The organism is Streptomyces sp. NPDC059524, from assembly GCF_042749255.1.
Lineage (GTDB): Bacteria > Actinomycetota > Actinomycetes > Streptomycetales > Streptomycetaceae > Streptomyces > Streptomyces xanthii.
The window spans coordinates 1-17,958 of the sequence record NZ_JBHYTK010000042.1; the positions used below are offsets into that span (position 1 = coordinate 1).

Here is a 17,958-nt window from a genome sequence, read left to right on the forward strand (position 1 = left end):
GTGCTCTCGGTGTGCCGGGCGCAGGCCCTCGTAGCGGAGCTACTTGGGTCTTCGCCCGGTGCGGCGAGAGTACGTGCCAGGCGCCGTGGAGCAGGCGGGAGTTTGAAGACACGGCCTAGTCCTGCTGTGCCAGCCGGGCCGGGAAGCCTCCGGTGGCCACCGGGCCCCAGCGCTCCGGCGTGACCCGGATGAGGGACTTCCCCTGCTTCACCATGGCGGCCCGGTACTCGTCCCAGTCCGGGTGCTCGCCCGAGATGTTCCGGAAGTACTCCACGAGCGGCTCGACGGACTCGGGTGCGTCGATCACCTCCGCCGTGCCGTCGATCTGCACCCAGGGCCCGTTCCAGTCGTCGCTCAGCACGACGACGCTGACCCGCGGATTCCGCTTCGCGTTACGGGTCTTGGCCCGCTCGGGATAGGTGGACACGACGATCCGCCTCGAGTCGTCGACCCCACAGGTCAGCGGGGAGGCCTGCGGGCTGCCGTCGGCGCGGGCGGTGATGAGCAGGGCCCGGTGCCGGGGCCGCACGAAGTCGAGCAGCTCGTCGCGGCTGACCCGGTCATTGGACGCGATGTTCGAAGCCATACGGCCACCGTATGACCTGGAGGGCGCTCGAACCCCGGCGCACGCCCGACCGCGAGCGAGGGGGCGCGGGGCCGACAGGGAAGGGCCCGGATCAGGCGGCGGGGAGGGTGTCGCCCTGGACGGCCTGGATGTCGAGTTCGACCTTCAGGGTCGCACCGATGGCCGCGATGCCGGCCTGCACGACCTGGTTGTAGTTCATGGCGAAGTCCTCCCGCTTGAGCTCGGCGGTCGCCTTGAACGCGGCCCGGGTGCCACCCCACGGATCGGCCCCGGTACCGAGATAGCTGAGCTCCAGGTCGACCGGCCGCGAGACCCCGCGCATGGTCAGCTCCCCGTGCACGGTCCAGCGATCGGTCCCGGCGGGCTCCAGCCCCGTCGACCGGTACGTGATCTCCGGGTACGCCTCGACGTCCAGGAAGTCCGGCGACTTGAGGTGACCGTCCCGCATGCCGTTGCCGGTGTCGATGGACGCGGCCTTGATGACGGCCTCGACCCGCGACTTCTCGACGTCCTGCGCGATCTCGACGCGCGCGCCGAAGTCCGTGAACCGCCCGTGCACGGACGTGATCCCGAGGTGCTGCGCGGTCGCCGCGACCGTGGAGTGCGCGGGGTCGACGGTCCACGGGCCGGGCGGCGGCAGCTCGGCGCCGCCCTGCCGGGCCAGGACGACGGTGCCGACCTCGGCCCGCCCCGTGGCCGTCACCAGCGCGGTGGAGGCGGCCGGCGCGTACCCCACGGCGGTGACGATCACGGTGTACGGGCCGGGCGTCAGCGGGCTCGCGTCGTGCACGGCGCCCTCGTCGTCGGCCTCGGCCCGCAGCACCTGCGCACCGGTCATGTCGGTCACGGTGACGACGGCGTGCGGCAGAGCCCACCCGTCCCGCGTACGGATCCGCGCACTGAGTCCCATCGTTCACATCTCCTAGCTCAAGCTCACGTTCTCGCCTCCGTGCGGGAGTCGGTCGTCTCCCGCACGGGAAAGGGCCCCGGACCGTGGCGTCTCCGGCCGTCCCCTGCCGTTCAACGACGCCGCACCGTCCGGGGCCCCTTTCCCACATCCGGGCCGGCACGGCGCGCGTCTCCGCTCGAAGCGCGCGCCGGCCTTCAGGTGGCCCGGGGTCTCGCTACTCGCCCGGGTGGGCGAGTTCGATGTCGTGGCCGTCGACGCCACTGCCCTGCACCGAGAGGTGCGTGGCCACCGGCGGGTACCCGGTCGCGATGACCGTGTAGTCGCCGCCGTCCAGGTCGGTGAAGGCGTACGCGCCGTCCTCACCGGTGGTCGAGGTCGCGACCACGTTGCCCGCGGCGTCGATCAGCGTGACCCGGGCGTCGTTCAGCGTCCGGCCCCCGGCGCGCACCGTGCCCTGCACCTGCGAGCCGGAGTTCAGCTCGATCTCGACCCGGGTGACGCCCGTGCCTCCGACCTCGACGGGCAGCGCCATCGGACGGTGGCCCGCGGCGTTCACCGCGACGGTCACCGTGCCGGGCACCAGCTCGGCGAAGGTGAACTCGCCCTCCTGGCCGGACAGTCCGGTGGCGAGCACGTCACCGCGCACGTCCGTGACGATGACCATGGCGCCGGTGACCGGGGCCTTGGTCTCGGCCGCCTTGACGACACCGCTGAGACCGCTGGTGCCGCTGAGGAGGATGTCGTACGTGACGGGCTCCTCGCCGACGACCACCGTGGAGGCCTGCGGCTGGTAGCCGTCGGCCGAGGCGATCAGCACGTACGAACCGGCGCCGGGGGCGTCGACCGCGTAGGCACCGTCGCCCTGGGCGACCGCGCGGCCCAGCTGCCGTCCGCCGAGGGAGATCAGCGTGACCGCGGCGCGGGCGACCGGGGCGGACTCGGCGCCGCGGACGAAACCGCGGACCGGGGTGCCGCCGCCCGTCGCACCGGCGGCCTGCGCCGGAGCGTCACCGGCGACCGAGGCCACCGCGGCGAGCTGCTGCGTCTGCGTGTCGGCGACGGGAGCGGAGGAGGCGGCGACCAGGCTGGGCACCTTCTCCTCGGCGGCCGGGGCGACCGGGGCGGAAGCCGCGGCGGCGGGGGCCGGGGCGGACTCGCCCTGGGCGGCCTGCTCGAGGGCACCGGACGTACGCAGCGGAACCTCCTTGATGAAGAGCGTCACGATGAACGCCAGCAGGGCGATCGGGGCGACGTACAGGAAGATGTCGGCGATGCCGTGCCCGTACGCGCTCTCCAGCCAGTTGCGGACCGGGGCGGGCAGCAGGTCCATGTCCGGGATCTGACCGGAACCGGCGGCCTTGCCGGCCGCGGCCTGCGCCTGCGGGTCGAGCTGGCCGATGGTGTCCTTCGCGTAGTGCGAGATACGCGTGGTCATCACGGAGCCGAGCGCGGAGACGCCGATCGCGCCACCGAGGGACCGGAAGAAGGTCACGACGGAGGAGGCGGAACCGAGGTCCTGGGGGGCGACCTGGTTCTGGGTGCAGAGCACGAGGTTCTGCATCATCATGCCGACGCCGAGGCCCATCAGCGCCATGAAGATGGCGAGGTGCCAGTACGGGGTGTCGTAGCGCATCGTGCCGAGCAGGCCGAGACCCGCGGTCAGCAGGACGCCGCCGGAGACCAGCCACGCCTTCCACTTGCCGGTCTTGGTGATGACCTGGCCGGACACGGTGGAGGAGACGAACAGACCCGCGATCATCGGGATCGTCATGACGCCGGACATCGTCGGCGACTTGTCCCGGGCGAGCTGGAAGTACTGCGAGAAGAACACGGTGCCGGCGAACATCGCGACACCCACGAGCAGCGAGGCCAGCGAGGCCAGCGTGATCGTGCGGTTCTTGAACAGGCGCAGCGGGATGATCGGCTCGCTGGCCTTGGACTCGACGAACAGGAAGACCAGCGCCAGGACGAGCGCGCCGCCGACCATCGAGTAGGTCTGCCACGACAGCCAGTCGTACTTGTCGTCGGCGAAGGTGACCCAGACGAGCAGCAGGCAGACGGCCGCGGTGACGAAGAAGGCGCCGGCCCAGTCGACCTTGACCTTCCGCTTGACCACCGGGAGGTGCAGCGTCTTCTGCAGCACGAACAGCGCGATCAGCGCGAAGGGCACACCGACGTACAGGCACCAGCGCCAGCCGAGCCACGAGGTGTCGGTGATGACGCCGCCGAGCAGCGGACCGCCGACGGTCGCGACGGCGAAGGTGGCGCCCAGGTAGCCGGAGTAACGGCCACGCTCACGCGGGGAGATCATCGCGGCCATGATGATCTGCGCCAGGGCGGACAGACCGCCGGCGCCGATGCCCTGGATGGCGCGGGCGCTGATCAGCATCCCCGGGTTCTGCGCGAGACCGGCGATGACGGAGCCCACGACGTAGACGACGAGGGCTATCTGGACGAGGGCCTTCTTGCTGACGAGGTCGGCCATCTTGCCCCACAGGGGCGTGGTGGCGGTCATAGCGAGCAGCGAGGCGGTGACGACCCAGGTGTAGGCGGACTGGCCGCCGCCCAGGTCGCCGATGATCTCCGGCAGCGCGTTGGAGACGATCGTCGAGGAGATGATGGCGGCGAACATGCCGAGCAGCAGCCCGGACAGCGCCTCCATGATCTGACGGTGCGTCATCGGAGCGCCGGAGTCGGGGGCGGCGCCTCCGTGCTTGGCATGGCTGCCCCGCACACCGGCCGGTGTGGATGTTGCCATGGGATTCCTTTTCTTACGTCTATGCGGGTGTACGGGTGGGGGACTGCGCCGGGACGGCGTCGGCGGCCGGGACGTGGGCTCGTGCGGAGCCCGTGGTCCGGCAGTCGCCGAAGCTGTCGCGCAGCCGGGTCATGAGGGTGATCAACTGGTCGACCTCGTCGTCGGACCAGTCGCTCAGCCGGTCGGCGAGCAGCTGAGTGGTGCGCTCGTTGAGCACTTCCAGCTGCTTCGAGCCCATGTCGGTGAGGCTGAGGATGCGCGAGCGCTTGTCGGCCGGGTCGGCGTTCCGCTCGATCCAGCCGCGGTCGGCGGCGTGCGCGACGTGCCGGCTGGCGACCGACACGTCGACGGCGAGCAGCTCGGCCATGCGGCTCATCCGCATGGCGCCGTAGCGCGAGAGCAGGGTGAGCACGGCGGCGGTGCCGGCCGGGCAGTCGTGCGGCAGGATGCGCGCCATGTCCCGCTTGACGGCGCCGAAGGCGCTGAACTGTCGCGTGAGCTCGTCGTAACGACGCTGTGCGGCCACAGCTGCTCCTCCTGACCAAAACCTTATTCGTTGCTTAGGGCAACCATAGAAGCAGTTGGTTGCCGCAGGCAAACGAAATGGGGGTGCGGAAGCCTAAAATCACGGCAAAGGGGAAGTGTGAAGGGGTAAAGCTGCAGCTCAAGTGGCGTTTGTGCAGGCTGTGGCGCCTGTCGCGCCGATTCGCTAGGGTCCTGCCCCATGGCACACAACCCCCAGGGCCCGGGCCCCGAAGGCAACTACGACCCGGCGGGCAGCACCCAGATGTTCCGCGCATTCGTCGACGAGCAGCCCCAGGGCGCGGCCCGGCAGGCGGCCCCGGCGAAGTCCGGCCCCGGTGCGGGCCTGATCATCGGCATCGTGGTCGCCGTCGCGGTGATCGCGGCGGTCGCGTGGCTGGCGCTCGGCTAGTGCCGGCTGCGTGAGCTCCGGTTCCCGGGGCTCAGCCGGCGTCCACGGTGACGTCGCGCGTCTCCAGGTGCATGCCCAGCGGTACGCGCCAGGAGTCGACGCACACCTTCCACGTCTTCTCCTTCTTCTCCCCGGCCTCGATCGGCACGGGGAGCTTCTCCGTGTTCTCGATCGTGGCCCAGTCGACCCCGAGCGCGCCGATGATGTGCGTCTCGAAGGTCACAGTGCCCGAACGGACCGCGCTGCCGCCGGAGTTGAGCAGCGTCAGGGTGACGTCCTGGCACCAGCGCCGGTCGGTGTCGTCGAGTTCGGGATCGCCGACGAGCTTGAGCAGCGCGGGGCCGCCAGTGGACGGCTCGTCCGAGGGATCCGGCGTCGGCGTACCGGGCGCGCCCGGGCTCGTACCCGTACCGCTGCCCGTACCTGATCCTGTACCCGTGCCGCTGCCGGAACCCGAGCCCGATCCGGAGCCTGTGCCACCGGCCCCCGGAGTGTGCGCGCCCGGCGATGCCGAGCCTTCGCCGCCCGCCGCGCCGCCTCCGTCCGGGGCGCCCGGCGCTGCCGGTCCGCCGTCCCCGGAGCCGCCCGAACCGCCGCCGGACGCGGATCCGGCGGAGCCGTCCGCGTCCCGGGCCGCGCCGGACGGGCCGGGTGGGTCCAGCGGGACCAGTTCGACCTTGCCGCGGGGAGCCGTGCCGCGGACCGAGGCGCCGGCGGGGCCGCCCGCCGCGCCCACCGCCACATAGCCGGCCCGTGGAGCGTCACCGCCGAGTGTGAACGCGGCGGTTCCTCCCAGGCAGACGGCGGCGACCGAAGCAGCCGCCACAGTCGCCCCTCTACGACCTCGCACCCATGCGCGCACCATCGCGCCAGTGTGTCTGACGGGTCGTCAATTAGGAACCCCGCGACGGGAATCCCGGCGCGGGGCCGCGGGGTCAGTCGGCGATCAGGCCTTCCCTGAGCTGGGCGAGCGTGCGGGTGAGCAGCCGGGAGACGTGCATCTGCGAGATGCCGACCTCCTCGCCGATCTGGGACTGCGTCATGTTCCCGAAGAAGCGGAGCATGATGATGCGGCGCTCGCGCGGCGGCAGCTTGGCCAGCAGCGGCTTGAGCGACTCCCGGTACTCGACGCCCTCCAGGGCCGTGTCCTCGTACCCGAGGCGGTCGGCGAGGGAGCCCTCGCCGCCGTCGTCCTCGGGGGCCGGCGAGTCGAGGGAGGACGCCGTGTACGCGTTCCCCACCGCCAGGCCGTCGACGACGTCCTCCTCGGAGACGCCGAGCACGGCGGCGAGCTCCGGGACGGTCGGCGAGCGGTCCAGCTTCTGGGAGAGCTCGTCGCTCGCCTTCGTCAGCGCGAGCCGCAGCTCCTGGAGCCGGCGCGGCACCCGCACCGACCAGGAGGTGTCCCGGAAGAAGCGCTTGATCTCGCCGACCACGGTCGGCATCGCGAAGGTCGGGAACTCCACGCCCCGCTCGCAGTCGAAGCGGTCGATCGCCTTGATCAGGCCGATCGTGCCGACCTGGACGATGTCCTCCATCGGCTCGTTGCGGCTGCGGAAGCGGGCCGCCGCGTAGCGCACCAGCGGCAGGTTCAGCTCGATGAGGGTGTCGCGCACGTAACCCCGCTCGGGGCTGTGCTCGTCGAGGGTGGCCAGGCGCAGGAACAGGGAGCGGGACAGGGTGCGGGTGTCGAGGGGCCCCGACGCCTCAGGGCTCTCCGGAGCCTGGGCCGGCACGGCGGCCGGGGCAGGAGCGGGCGGAGTGTCGATCAGCGCGGCGGTCGCGGACTCGCTCAGGTCGCCGGACGCGACGGACGCGTCGGGCGTGAGCGTGAGCACCTTCGAGCTGCCCTGGTCTGCGGACATGCCACCCCCTTGAGGTCGCGGACGGTCGCGGCGGGCGCTCCCGTCATTTAGGAGCGCAGCCTCCACCTGAATACCGGAGGGGAGGCCGCGCCAAACGCGGTTCCAGCAGAATGTCACATGTCGGCAACGCGCTGTAGTGACATGTCGACATGGATGGGGCGAAAACGCGCTGATAACAGGGGGTGTGGCCGAAGTTGGAGGGGTTTCTGTCGAGAAATCTCCGCCGAAGCGGTCTACCCGATTCAGCTATGCGTCGATCCTGTTTGCGGATCGAAGTCGCGCAAAACTACGCGCGAGGAGCCTTGACACATGCATCTGCGAGACACCGAGTTCGGCGCTGATCTGAGACTGCGTCAAGTTCGAGTAGTAGCGCAGGAGAAGGATCCGCTGCTCGCGCTCGGGGAGCTGGACGAGGAGGTGCCGGACGAGGTCGCGGTGTTCCACGCCGTCGAGTTCGGGGTCCTCGTAGCCGAGCCGGTCGAGCAGCCCGGGCATCCCGTCGCCCTCCTGTGCGGCCTCCAGCGAGGTCGCGTGGTACGAGCGTCCGGCCTCGATGCAGGCGAGCACCTCGTCCTCGCCGATGCGCAGGCGCTCGGCGATCTCGCCGGTCGTGGGCGAGCGCCCGAAGGCGGTGGTGAGGTCCTCGGTGGCGCTGGTGACCTGCACCCACAGTTCGTGCAGGCGCCGGGGCACGTGCACGGTCCGCACGTTGTCGCGGAAGTAGCGCTTGATCTCGCCGACGACGGTCGGCATCGCGAAGGTGGGGAACTGGACGCCCCGGTCCGGGTCGAACCGGTCGATGGCGTTGATGAGCCCGATCGTGCCGACCTGGACGACGTCCTCCATCGGCTCGTTGCGGCTGCGGAAGCGGGCCGCCGCGTACCGCACGAGCGGCAGGTTCGCCTCGACGAGCGCCGAGCGCACGCGGGTGTGCTCGGGGCTGCCCGGCGGCAGGTCCTTGAGTTCGGCGAACAGCACCTGGGTGAGCGCTCGGGTGTCGGCCCCGCGGGTCTTCGCGGTCGGTGCTTGCGGCGCCTGAGGCGCAGTACTGGCCGGCACGGTCAACCCCACCTCTATCCGTCAACTGTTTGCGTCAACTCATCGGTCAAAAGCGGTCATAGCATCACAAGACATGTGCACTGTGTGCAAGCACCGCATCACTACGTGTTGAAGGGTGAGTTGGGGTGTTAAACCTGGCGCCGGACATGGAAAGGCCCCTCACCGTTCCCGGTGAAGGGCCGTTCGGTCGTGCGAGAGGAGGCCGCCGCACGGCGGCCCCGGCCGGCTCAGAACTCGTAGTCGGCGATCACCCAAGTGGCGAACTCGCGCCACTGCGCCACGCCCGCCTGGTGGGCCGGGTGCTCCAGGTAGCGCTTGAGGGCGTCGGCGTCGTCGACCGCCGAGTTGATCGCGAAGTCGTACGCGATCGGCCGGTCGGTGATGTTCCAGTCGCACTCCCAGAAGCGCAGCTCGGGGATCTGCTCGCCCAGCGCGCGGAAGGCCTTCACGCCCTCGGCCACGCGGGGTTCGTCGCGGCTGACGCCGTCGTTGAGCTTGAAGAGGACCAGATGGCGGATCACAGGTGCTCCAGGCGGTGCCGTACGCGCGCGCGGGACGCACGCGTGGATGAACTCACTGGCCGCCGTTGGCGACCCATGTCATGAAGTCACCGACCGCCTGGGCGGCGGAGGATATGCCCTCGAAGCCTATCTGGACGTAGTCCGCGGCCTTGGCGGGGTCCGTGATGACCACGTAGAGGACGAAGACCACCGCGACGTACAGACCCACCTTTTTCGCCTGCACCACGCTCGGCCTCCCCTGTACCTGTAGCCCCTGATCGCCGGCGGCGAGTGTATCCCGGACATCTGTTCACCCGGCCTTTAAGGACCAACGGCCCTGCGGTACGGGCCGTTTGCCGCGCTCGCGGGCGGATCCGGTGGCGCAGGATGGATGACGAGCCCGGAGGGTCTGGCAGGAATCCGAAGGGCAGGGACGAGCCCCGACTGCGGGGTCCGCGCCGCGCTTTCCCCCCGAGAAAGCGGCGCGGGCTACGGGGATCGTCCTCACCGGGGGGAGCGGCTTGTCCCCCCGATGCCGCACCCCCCGACCTGCTTTTTCCTTGGTGCGCGGAGATGCAGAACGCCCCCTCTTCCTGGGAGAACCCGGGAAGAGGGGGCGTTGTCAGCGGTAGCGGAGGGATTTGAACCCTCGGTGACTTGCGCCACACTCGCTTTCGAGGCGAGCTCCTTCGGCCGCTCGGACACGCTACCGAGAGGAACTCTAGCCCAAAGATGGCCGAGGTCTGAAATCCGTATCCCTGAAGAAGTGGATCAGGGGCTGTGCGCACTCCTCGGCGAGCACGTCCGCGATGACCTCGGGGCGGTGGTTGAGGCGCCGGTCGCGGATCACGTCCCACAGCGAACCGGCCGCGCCGGCCTTCTCGTCACGGGCTCCGTAGACGACCCGGTCGAGACGGGACTGCACGATGGCGCCCGCGCACATCGTGCACGGCTCCAGCGTGACGACGAGGGTGCAGCCGGTCAGCCGCCACTCGCCGAACGCCTCGGCGGCCCGGCGGATCGCCAGGACCTCGGCGTGCGCGGTGGGGTCGCCGGTCAGCTCGCGCTCGTTGTGCGCGACGGCCAGCACGGTGGTGCCGTCCGGCGCCAGTACGACGGCGCCGACCGGCACGTCACCGGCCGGCCGGGGCGGCCCCGCCGCCGCCCGGGCCCCCCGCGGGCGGCGGGGCCGCCGCGGGAGGCCCCGGCCCCCGCCCCCTGGTGACCCATGAACTCCCCCTGGACGGCTTCGAGAAGGCGATGGACCTGACCGTCTCCGGCGATCCGAAGGTGGGCAAGGTGCTGCTGCGCCCCTAGCGGGGGCGCCCCGCGCCGCGGCTGCGGGCCCCACCCGGGCCCGCGTCCCGCCCACCGATCCGAACCACGTTCGAGATACCGAACAACGGAAACACCGAACCGCACAAGAAGGGCCCCGCGTGACCGACACACCCCGCCGCCCCGGCGAACCCGCACTGTCCGCCCTGGGCCTGCACGCCCCACCCGCCGACCCCGGCGACACCAGCCCCCACACCTTCCCCGACGGCGGCACCTGGCGCGTCGAGATACCGTCCGTGGAGGGCCCGGAGGCCCTCGCCGCCGTACTGGCCGAGTCGGCCCGCCTCGACGTGCCCGTGCACCGCGTCAGCCAGGGCAGCGGCGTCTGGATGCTGCGGGACGCCGAGATCACCGAGATGGCCGAGGCGACCGCCGCACGCGGCATCGAGCTCTGCCTGTTCACCGGCCCCCGCGGCACCTGGGACACCGGCGGTTCCGTGCGCACCGACTCGGGCGGCGCGGGTCTGCGCTCCCGGGGCCACGACGCCGTCGCCGGCTGCGTCGAGGACGCCGTCCGCGCCACCGAACTGGGTGTGAAGTGCCTGCTCGTCGCGGACGAGGGCGTGCTGTGGACCCTGCACCGGGCCCGTACGACGGGCGTGATCCCCGCCGACACCACGCTCAAGGTGTCCGCGCTCATCGGCCCCGTGAACCCGGCCGCGTACGCCGTCTACGAGCGCCTCGGCGCCGACTCCCTCAACGTGCCGAGCGACCTGACCCTGGCCCATCTGACCGAGATCCGCCGGGTCTCGGCCGCCCCGATGGACATGTACGTGGAGGCTCCGGACGACCTCGGCGGGTACGTCCGGATGTACGAGATCGCCGAACTGGTGCGCCGCGGCGCCCCGTTGTACCTGAAGTTCGGCCTCGCCAAGGCGCCCTCGATCTACCCGTACGGCGCCCATCTGCGCGACGTCACGCTGGCCACCGCCCGGGAGCGGGTGCGGCGCGGCCGGCTCGCGCTCGACCTGCTCGAACGGCACGGCGCCGGGGGCGGCATGTCGCCCCTGGGCACCCGGCTGCCCGGCTCCCTCCGGCGTTTCGACATGGCCTCCTGACGCCCCTCGCTCTACCCGATCGAAGCCGTACCCCGACCGAAATCCGTACCCGACCCAAGGATGATGACCATGGCACACCGCCGAGCCGCATTCGCCGCGACCGCCGCAGGAGCGGCCCTCGCCCTCACCCTCACCGCCTGCGGCCAGAGCGGCGAGGGCGGCAGCGAGGAGAAGGCGGGCGGCGCCGAGGGCGGCACGATCGGCATCGCGATGCCGACCAAGTCCTCCGAGCGCTGGATCACCGACGGCAAGAACGTGGAGAAGGACCTCAAGGCGAAGGGGTACAAGACCAAGCTCGTCTTCGGCGAGGACGACCCCGACCAGCAGGTCTCGCAGATCGAGAACCTCATCACGCAGGGCGTCAAGGCGCTGATCGTCGCCGCGATCGACAACAAGTCCCTCGGCAACGTGCTGCAGCAGGCCGCCGACGCGAAGATCCCCGTCATCTCCTACGACCGCCTGATCCTCGGCACGGAGAACGTCGACTACTACGCCTCGTTCGACAACGCGAAGGTCGGCGAGCTGCAGGCGAACTACATCGTCGACCGGCTGGGCCTGAAGAAGGGCAAGGGCCCCTTCAACATCGAGCTGTTCGCCGGGTCGAACGACGACAACAACACGCGGTACTTCTTCAACGGCGCGATGAGCGTGCTCAAGCCGTACATCGACGACAAGAAGCTCGTCGTCCGCTCCGGGCAGACCGCGCTCAACAAGGTCACCACCCTGCGCTGGGACGGCGCGACCGCGCAGAAGCGCATGGACGACATCCTCACCAAGTCGTACAAGAGCGCCAAGGTCGACGCGGTCCTGTCCCCGTACGACGGCATCTCGATCGGCATCCTGTCGGCGCTGAAGTCCGACAACTACGGCTCCTCGTCGAAGCCGCTCCCGGTGATCACGGGGCAGGACGCCGAGCTGGCCTCCGTGAAGTCGATCATCGCGGGCCAGCAGACGATGACCGTCTACAAGGACCTCCGCAAGCTCGCCGAGGTCGCCACGAACATGGTGGACGACGCCCTCAAGGGCAAGAAGCCCGAGGTCAACGACACCAAGTCGTACGACAACGGCACGAAGGTCGTCCCGGCCTATCTGCTCCAGCCGGTGAGCGTGGACAAGGCGAACTACCAGTCGGTGCTGGTGGACGGCGGCTACTACACCGAGGGCCAGCTCAAGTAGCGCGCGGCGGTCCGACCGGACCCCCCGACCGCCCCACCCCACTCTCACCGGAAGGCAGGACCATGGCGGGACCCGTCCTGGAAATGCGCTCGATCGTCAAGACCTTTCCCGGCGTCAAGGCGCTGTCGGACGTCAGCCTGACCGTCCGCAGGGGCGAGGTCCACGCCGTCTGCGGGGAGAACGGCGCCGGCAAGTCGACCCTGATGAAGGTCCTCTCCGGCGTCCACCCGCACGGCACGTACGGAGGCGAGATCCTCTTCGACGGAGAGGTCTGCCGCTTCAAGGACATCCGCGCGAGCGAACAGCACGGCGTCGTCATCATCCACCAGGAGCTGGCACTCGTGCCGTTCCTCTCCCTCGCCGAGAACATCTTCCTCGGCAACGAGCACGCCCGGCGCGGGCTCGTCGACTGGCGCGAGACGCTGCGGCACGCGAGCGCGCTGCTGCGCCGGGTCGGCCTCGACGACCACCCGGAGACCCGGGTGTGCGACATCGGGGTCGGAAAGCAGCAGCTCGTGGAGATCGCCAAGGCGCTCTCCAAGGAGGTGAAGCTGCTCATCCTCGACGAGCCGACGGCGGCGCTCAACGACGAGGACAGCGGCAAACTCCTGGACCTCATCCTGGAGTTGAAGCAGCAGGGCATCACCTCGATCATCATCTCCCACAAGCTGGGCGAGATCCGCCGGGTCGCCGACTCGGTGACGATCATCCGCGACGGCCGGTCCATCGAGACGCTCGACGTCAAGGACCCGGGGACGACCGAGGACCGGATCATCTCGGGCATGGTCGGGCGCGATCTCGACCACCGCTTCCCCGAACGCACCCCGCACCAGCCCGAGGAGGGGGTCCCGCCCGCCCTGGAGATCCGCGACTGGACCGTGCACCACCCGATCGACCAGCAGCGCAAGGTCGTCGACGACGTGTCGGTGCGGGTGCGGCGCGGGGAGATCGTCGGGATCGCCGGGCTGATGGGCGCGGGCCGCACCGAGCTCGCGATGAGCGTGTTCGGCCGCTCGTACGGGCGGCACGCGAGCGGCACCGTCCTCAAGGACGGCCGGGAGATCCGTACGCGGACCGTCGCGGAGGCGATCGGGCACGGGATCGCGTACGTCACCGAGGACCGCAAGCACTACGGCCTCAACCTCATCGACACGATCAACCGGAACATCTCGCTGACCGCGCTCGGCAAGGTGGCCCGGCGCGGGATCGTCGACGAGCACGACGAGCGGCAGGTCGCCGAGGAGTACCGCACGTCGATGAACATCAAGGCGCCGACCGTGTTCGAGCCGGTCGGCAAGTTGTCGGGCGGCAACCAGCAGAAGGTCGTCCTCAGCAAGTGGATCTTCGCGGGGCCCGACGTGCTGATCCTCGACGAGCCGACGCGCGGCATCGACGTCGGCGCCAAGTACGAGATCTACACGGTGATCGACCGGCTGGCCGCCGAGGGCAGGGCGGTCGTCTTCATCTCCTCCGAACTGCCCGAACTGCTCGGCATGTGCGACCGGATCTACACCATGGCCGCCGGGCGGCTGACCGGTGAGTTCGCGCGGGCCGAGGCCACGCAGGAAGTGCTGATGCGCCAGATGACGAAGGACAAAGAGGTAACGCGATGAGCACCGAAGTGACCGACAAGAGCCCGGCGGCCGCGCCGCCGGGGGCCTCGGCCGGCGGGCTGCTGCCTCTCGTGCTCGACGGCCTGCGCCGCAACATGCGCCAGTACGGCATGCTGATCGCGCTCGGCCTGATCATCGCGCTCTTCGCCGTGTGGACCGACGGGGACCTGCTGCTGCCGCGCAACGTCTCCAACCTGGTCCTCCAGAACAGCTACATCCTGATCCTCGCGATCGGCATGATGCTGGTGATCATCGCGGGCCACATCGACCTGTCGGTCGGCTCGCTCACCGCGTTCACCGGCGCGTTCGCGGCCGTGCTCACGGTGCAGCACGGTGTGGCGTGGCCGCTCGCGCTCGTCCTGTGCCTGCTGGTCGGCGCGGTGGCGGGGGCGCTTCAGGGCTTCCTCATCGCCCAACTGGGCATCCCCTCCTTCATCGTGACGCTCGCGGGCATGCTGCTCTTCCGCGGGCTCACGGAGATCCTGCTGAAGGGGCAGACGCTCGGCCCGTTCCCCGACGGGCTCCAGAAGATGGGCAACGGTTTCCTCCCGGAGACCGGCCCGGAGACCAACTACCACAACATCACCCTGCTGCTCGGGCTCGCCCTGATCGTGTTCGCGGTGCTCCAGGAGGTCCGCGACCGCCGGCGGGAGCAGGAGTTCTCGCTCCAGGTGCTGCCGCGCAACATCTTCCTGCTGAAGCTGGTCGCGATCGTCGCGGCGATCCTCGTCGTCACGCTGCTGCTCGCCAGCTACAAGGGCGCGCCGATCGTGCTGCTCATCCTCGGCGCGCTGATCGTCGGCTACGGCTATGTGATGCGCAACGCCGTGTTCGGCCGCCACATCTACGCGATCGGCGGCAACCTGCCCGCGGCGAAGCTGTCCGGCGTCAAGGACAAGAAGGTCACCTTCCTGGTCTTCCTGAACATGGGCGTCCTCGCGGCGCTGGCCGGTCTGGTGGTCGCGGCGCGCCTGAACGCGGCGTCGCCGAAGGCGGGCCTGAACTTCGAACTCGAGGCCATCGCCTCGTCGTTCATCGGCGGCGCGTCCATGAGCGGCGGCGTCGGCACGGTCCTCGGCGCGATCATCGGCGGCCTCGTCCTCGGCGTCCTGAACAACGGCATGAACCTGCTGAGCGTCGGCACCGACTGGCAGCAGGTCATCAAGGGCCTCGCCCTGCTGGCGGCGGTCGGCTTCGACGTGTGGAACAAGCGCCGGTCGGGCTCGTAGGCCTCCCTCACGTACGCCCTCACGATTTCTCACGAGAAAAGGGAGTCACAGATGGAACCGAGCAGACGAACGGTCATCGCGTCGGCCGCGGCGGCCGGCGTGGCCGCCACGGCCCTCGGCGGCACGGCGCACGCCTCTCCCGCCCAGGGGCGAAAGCCGGTGCGGGAGGAGTTCGGCAGGCTCGCCGACGGGACACGGATCGACCGCTGGTCCCTGGAGAACGGCGGGACCCGTCTCAAGGTTCTGTCCTACGGCGGCATCGTCCAGTCCCTCGAACTCCCGGACCGGCACGGCCGGTACGCGAACGTGTCCCTCGGCTACGACCACATCGAGGGGTACGTCACCGGGACCACCTTCTTCGGCGCCACGATCGGACGCTACGGAAACCGCATCGCGAAGGGCCGGTTCACGCTCGACGGCAGGACGTACCAGCTGTCCGTGAACGACGGGGAGAACTCCCTGCACGGCGGCGCCAGGGGCTTCAACACCCGGGTCTGGGACGTGGAGGGCTTCGTCTCCGGCTCCGACGTGGGGCTGCGGCTCCACTACACGTCGCCCGACGGCGAGATGGGCTACCCGGGCACGCTGCGGGTGCGGGTCACCTACACGCTGACCGCGCGCGGCGACTGGCGCATCGACTACGCGGCGGTGACGGACAAGGCGACCGTCGTCAACCTCACCAACCACACCTACTACAACCTCGCGGGCGAGGGCAGCGGCGGCGTCTACGACCACGAACTCACCCTGGACGCCTCCCGGTTCACACCCACCGACTCCGGGCTCATCCCGACCGGAGAGCTGGCGAAGGTCGCGGGCACGCCCTTCGACTTCCGCCGCGCCAAGCCGGTCGGCCGGGACATCCGCACCGCGCACCCGCAGCTGGTCACCGCGAAGGGCTTCGACCACAACTGGGTTCTGGACAAGGGCGTCACGGACCGGCCGGTGCCCTTCGCGACGCTGCGCGACCCGGGTTCCGGCCGCACCCTGAAGATCGCCACCGACCAGCCGGGCGTGCAGTTCTACTCCGGCAACTTCCTCGACGGCACCCTCGCCGGCCCCTCCGGCCGGACCTACCGGCAGGGCGACGGGCTCTGCCTGGAGACCCAGCACTTCCCGGACTCCCCGAACCAGCCGTCGTTCCCGTCCACGGTGCTGCGTCCCGGTGAGACGTACCGGACCACGACGGTGCACTCCTTCAGTGCCTGAGTCCCGCCCCGCGAGCCCCCGGCCCCGCCCTGTTTCCACCACGGGCGGGGCCGGAGCGCTTGACGAACTACCGCTCGCCGTAGGCCGGTTGCGGAAGGCCTTGCCCCGCGTCCGGGAGCACGAGGAGGGAGCCCTCCAGAGGGGCCGCCGCGGCGAGCCCGACGCGGGCCGTCGTCACGTACAGGTCGGTCAGGCCGGGGCCGCCGAAGGCGCAGGAGGTGGGGCGGCGGACCGGGAGCGGGACCACGCGGTCGAGGGTCCCGGACGGGGTGTAGCGGTGGAGGGCGCCGCCGTCCCACAGGGCGACCCAGACGCAGCCGTCGGCGTCCACGGTGAGCCCGTCGGGAAAGCCGGCGCCTTCCTGGATCCGCGCGAACTCCCGCCGCTCGCCGAGCTGTTCACCGCGTACGTCGAAGACGTCGACGCGGCGGGTCGGGGAATCCACGTAGTACATGAGGCGCCCGTCGGGGCTCCAGCCCGTGCCGTTGGAGACGGCGACGCCGGTGAGGATCTCGGTGGTCGTGCCGTCGGGGGCGACGCGGATCAGATGACCGCCCCCCGGCGCCTCGTCGTAGCGCATGGAACCGGCCCAGAGCGCGCCGTCGGGGGCGACGGCCGCGTCGTTGCCGCGCCGGCCCGCCACCGGGTTCCGGTGCAGCCAGGAGAAGTCACCTTCCGGGGACCAACTCCCCACGCCGTCGCGGAGGTTGAGCACGAGGCCGCCGTCGGTGCGCGGCTTGGCGGCGCCCACGTGCTGCTCGGTGACGCGGACCGTGCGGCGGCCGGTGGCGGGCTCGTAGGTGTGGACGCGGGAGCCGAGGATGTCGACCCAGATCAGCCGGCCGCCGGCCGGGTCCCAGGTGGGACCCTCGCCCAGCCCGGCGTGGGCGGCGACGGCCTGCTCGGCCCTCACGGCCGGCCCCGGTGGCCGAGCCGCTCCGACAGGTCGGCGGCGCCCTTCACGACCAGCTCGGCGAGCTCGGCCTCGCGGGCCTCGCTCCAGCGGACCATCGGTACGGAGACGGAGATCGCGGCGACGACCCGGTTGGTGCGGTCACGCACAGGGGCGGCGACGCAGGACACGTCCGGGTTGGACTCGCGGCTCTCGACGGCGACCCCGCGCGCGCGGATCGCGGCGAGGTGGGCGCGCAGGGCGGCCGGGTCGGTGATCGAGTTCTCCGTCATTCCGGCCAGCTCGGCGTCGTCCGGGATGCGGGCGTCCAGCTCCGGCTCGGGCAGCGAGGCGAGCAGCATCTTGCCGACGGACGTGCAGTGGGCGGGCAGCCGGCGGCCGGCGGCGGAGACCATGCGCACGGCGTGCGTGGAGTCGACCTTGGCGATGTAGATGACGTCGGTGTCCTCGAGGATCGCGACGTGGACGGTCTCGTCGCAGGTCTCGGCGACGGCGCGGGCCACCTCCCGCCCCTCGGCGGCGAGGTCGAGCTGCTCCGCGTAGCGGCTGCCGAGCTGGTAGGGGCGCACGCCCAGCCGGTAGCGGCCGGGCTGACCGGGCTCCTGCACGAGGTACTGCCGCGCGGCGAGCGTGGAGACCAGCTCGTGCACGGTGGTGCGGGGCAGCTGCAGCTTGCGGACGATGTCGGGGGCGGTCAGCGTGCCGTCCCCGTCCAGGAAGAGCTCGAGGATGTCCAGAGCCCGGGTCACGGCCGGCACGAGGCGTCCCATCACCGACCCCCTCCCTTGTTCGAAATTTCAACCGTCATTCGGCATC

18 protein-coding genes and 1 tRNA gene are annotated in these 17,958 nt (G+C 70.6%); 6 read left to right on the top strand and 13 right to left on the bottom strand.

The window, feature by feature from the left end:
• Window positions 1-115: 115 nt before the first annotated feature.
• The 4 genes from ACFW9D_RS14660 to ACFW9D_RS14675 all read right to left on the bottom strand — a co-directional run bounded on the left by ACFW9D_RS14660 (window position 116) and on the right by ACFW9D_RS14675 (window position 4,780).
• A complete protein-coding gene (locus ACFW9D_RS14660) occupies window positions 116-586 on the bottom strand; it encodes a PPOX class F420-dependent oxidoreductase (RefSeq protein WP_384621828.1) in 471 nt (156 codons plus the stop codon).
• Between the two features lie 91 nt (window positions 587-677).
• Complete coding sequence (locus ACFW9D_RS14665) at window positions 678-1,496, bottom strand: YceI family protein (protein WP_188337861.1); 819 nt, start codon at window positions 1,494-1,496, stop codon at window positions 678-680.
• 214 nt (window positions 1,497-1,710) lie between these two features.
• A complete protein-coding gene (locus ACFW9D_RS14670) occupies window positions 1,711-4,254 on the bottom strand; it encodes an MFS transporter (protein ID WP_384621831.1) in 2,544 nt (847 codons plus the stop codon).
• Window positions 4,255-4,273: 19 nt separating this feature from the next.
• Complete coding sequence (locus tag ACFW9D_RS14675) at window positions 4,274-4,780, bottom strand: MarR family winged helix-turn-helix transcriptional regulator (protein ID WP_188337859.1); 507 nt, start codon at window positions 4,778-4,780, stop codon at window positions 4,274-4,276.
• 198 nt (window positions 4,781-4,978) lie between these two features.
• Between ACFW9D_RS14675 and ACFW9D_RS14680 the strand changes: the two genes are divergently transcribed.
• Window positions 4,979-5,188: a hypothetical protein gene (locus ACFW9D_RS14680; RefSeq protein ID WP_384621834.1), complete on the top strand. Its 210-nt coding sequence runs from the start codon at window positions 4,979-4,981 to the stop codon at window positions 5,186-5,188.
• 31 nt (window positions 5,189-5,219) lie between these two features.
• On the opposite strand, the gene ACFW9D_RS14685 is transcribed toward ACFW9D_RS14680, so the two are convergent.
• The 7 genes from ACFW9D_RS14685 to ACFW9D_RS14715 all read right to left on the bottom strand — a co-directional run bounded on the left by ACFW9D_RS14685 (window position 5,220) and on the right by ACFW9D_RS14715 (window position 9,744).
• Entirely contained in the window at window positions 5,220-6,014 is a 795-nt protein-coding gene (locus tag ACFW9D_RS14685; protein ID WP_384621837.1) for a hypothetical protein, read from the bottom strand.
• Between the two features lie 109 nt (window positions 6,015-6,123).
• Window positions 6,124-7,053 (bottom strand): RNA polymerase sigma factor SigF, encoded by a 930-nt coding sequence (locus ACFW9D_RS14690; RefSeq protein WP_188337856.1) that lies wholly within the window; start codon window positions 7,051-7,053, stop codon window positions 6,124-6,126.
• Between the two features lie 246 nt (window positions 7,054-7,299).
• Complete coding sequence (locus ACFW9D_RS14695) at window positions 7,300-8,124, bottom strand: RNA polymerase sigma factor SigF (RefSeq protein WP_188337855.1); 825 nt, start codon at window positions 8,122-8,124, stop codon at window positions 7,300-7,302.
• Between the two features lie 215 nt (window positions 8,125-8,339).
• Window positions 8,340-8,633 carry a Dabb family protein gene (locus tag ACFW9D_RS14700; RefSeq protein ID WP_188337854.1) on the bottom strand — a complete coding sequence of 98 codons (294 nt, stop codon included), beginning with the start codon at window positions 8,631-8,633 and terminating at the stop codon, window positions 8,340-8,342.
• Window positions 8,634-8,685: 52 nt separating this feature from the next.
• The gene (locus tag ACFW9D_RS14705) at window positions 8,686-8,859 is read right to left on the bottom strand and encodes a hypothetical protein (protein WP_188337853.1); all 174 of its coding nucleotides are present in this window, start codon (window positions 8,857-8,859) and stop codon (window positions 8,686-8,688) included.
• A gap of 379 nt (window positions 8,860-9,238) precedes the next feature.
• Window positions 9,239-9,323, bottom strand: a tRNA-Ser gene (locus ACFW9D_RS14710).
• 10 nt (window positions 9,324-9,333) lie between these two features.
• On the bottom strand, window positions 9,334-9,744 hold the full coding sequence (locus tag ACFW9D_RS14715) for a nucleoside deaminase (RefSeq protein ID WP_384621842.1): 411 nt from the start codon (window positions 9,742-9,744) through the stop codon (window positions 9,334-9,336).
• Between the two features lie 304 nt (window positions 9,745-10,048).
• On the opposite strand from ACFW9D_RS14715, the gene ACFW9D_RS14720 reads away from it, so the two are divergent.
• The 5 genes from ACFW9D_RS14720 to ACFW9D_RS14740 all read left to right on the top strand — a co-directional run bounded on the left by ACFW9D_RS14720 (window position 10,049) and on the right by ACFW9D_RS14740 (window position 16,229).
• Window positions 10,049-11,005 (top strand): hypothetical protein, encoded by a 957-nt coding sequence (locus ACFW9D_RS14720; RefSeq protein ID WP_384621845.1) that lies wholly within the window; start codon window positions 10,049-10,051, stop codon window positions 11,003-11,005.
• Between the two features lie 69 nt (window positions 11,006-11,074).
• A complete protein-coding gene (gene chvE / locus ACFW9D_RS14725) occupies window positions 11,075-12,181 on the top strand; it encodes a multiple monosaccharide ABC transporter substrate-binding protein (RefSeq protein ID WP_188339115.1) in 1,107 nt (368 codons plus the stop codon).
• 62 nt (window positions 12,182-12,243) lie between these two features.
• Entirely contained in the window at window positions 12,244-13,794 is a 1,551-nt protein-coding gene (gene mmsA, locus ACFW9D_RS14730) for a multiple monosaccharide ABC transporter ATP-binding protein (RefSeq protein WP_384621848.1), read from the top strand.
• Window positions 13,791-15,023 (top strand): multiple monosaccharide ABC transporter permease, encoded by a 1,233-nt coding sequence (gene mmsB, locus ACFW9D_RS14735; protein WP_188339113.1) that lies wholly within the window; start codon window positions 13,791-13,793, stop codon window positions 15,021-15,023. The genes mmsA and mmsB overlap by 4 nt, the downstream gene beginning before the upstream one ends.
• Before the next feature lie 51 nt (window positions 15,024-15,074).
• Complete coding sequence (locus tag ACFW9D_RS14740) at window positions 15,075-16,229, top strand: aldose epimerase family protein (protein ID WP_384621853.1); 1,155 nt, start codon at window positions 15,075-15,077, stop codon at window positions 16,227-16,229.
• 67 nt (window positions 16,230-16,296) lie between these two features.
• On the opposite strand, the gene ACFW9D_RS14745 is transcribed toward ACFW9D_RS14740, so the two are convergent.
• Together ACFW9D_RS14745 and ACFW9D_RS14750 are read right to left on the bottom strand one after the other, a co-directional pair.
• Window positions 16,297-17,142 carry an SMP-30/gluconolactonase/LRE family protein gene (locus tag ACFW9D_RS14745; RefSeq protein WP_384621856.1) on the bottom strand — a complete coding sequence of 282 codons (846 nt, stop codon included), beginning with the start codon at window positions 17,140-17,142 and terminating at the stop codon, window positions 16,297-16,299.
• A complete protein-coding gene (locus ACFW9D_RS14750) occupies window positions 17,139-17,912 on the bottom strand; it encodes an IclR family transcriptional regulator (RefSeq protein ID WP_384621859.1) in 774 nt (257 codons plus the stop codon). The genes ACFW9D_RS14745 and ACFW9D_RS14750 overlap by 4 nt, the downstream gene beginning before the upstream one ends.
• Window positions 17,913-17,958 lie beyond the last annotated feature (46 nt).

Excerpts from the sequence above, each read along its gene's own strand:
- ACFW9D_RS14680 (WP_384621834.1), top strand. The coding sequence starts at position 4,979 with ATGGCACACAACCCCCAGGGCCCGGGCCCCGAAGGCAACTACGACCCG.
- mmsA (WP_384621848.1), top strand. The coding sequence starts at position 12,244 with ATGGCGGGACCCGTCCTGGAAATGCGCTCGATCGTCAAGACCTTTCCC.
- chvE (WP_188339115.1), top strand. The coding sequence starts at position 11,075 with ATGGCACACCGCCGAGCCGCATTCGCCGCGACCGCCGCAGGAGCGGCC.
- ACFW9D_RS14740 (WP_384621853.1), top strand. The coding sequence starts at position 15,075 with ATGGAACCGAGCAGACGAACGGTCATCGCGTCGGCCGCGGCGGCCGGC.
- ACFW9D_RS14750 (WP_384621859.1), bottom strand. The coding sequence starts at position 17,912 with ATGGGACGCCTCGTGCCGGCCGTGACCCGGGCTCTGGACATCCTCGAG.
- ACFW9D_RS14670 (WP_384621831.1), bottom strand. The coding sequence starts at position 4,254 with ATGGCAACATCCACACCGGCCGGTGTGCGGGGCAGCCATGCCAAGCAC.
- ACFW9D_RS14690 (WP_188337856.1), bottom strand. The coding sequence starts at position 7,053 with ATGTCCGCAGACCAGGGCAGCTCGAAGGTGCTCACGCTCACGCCCGAC.
- ACFW9D_RS14660 (WP_384621828.1), bottom strand. The coding sequence starts at position 586 with ATGGCTTCGAACATCGCGTCCAATGACCGGGTCAGCCGCGACGAGCTG.
- ACFW9D_RS14665 (WP_188337861.1), bottom strand. The coding sequence starts at position 1,496 with ATGGGACTCAGTGCGCGGATCCGTACGCGGGACGGGTGGGCTCTGCCG.
- mmsB (WP_188339113.1), top strand. The coding sequence starts at position 13,791 with ATGAGCACCGAAGTGACCGACAAGAGCCCGGCGGCCGCGCCGCCGGGG.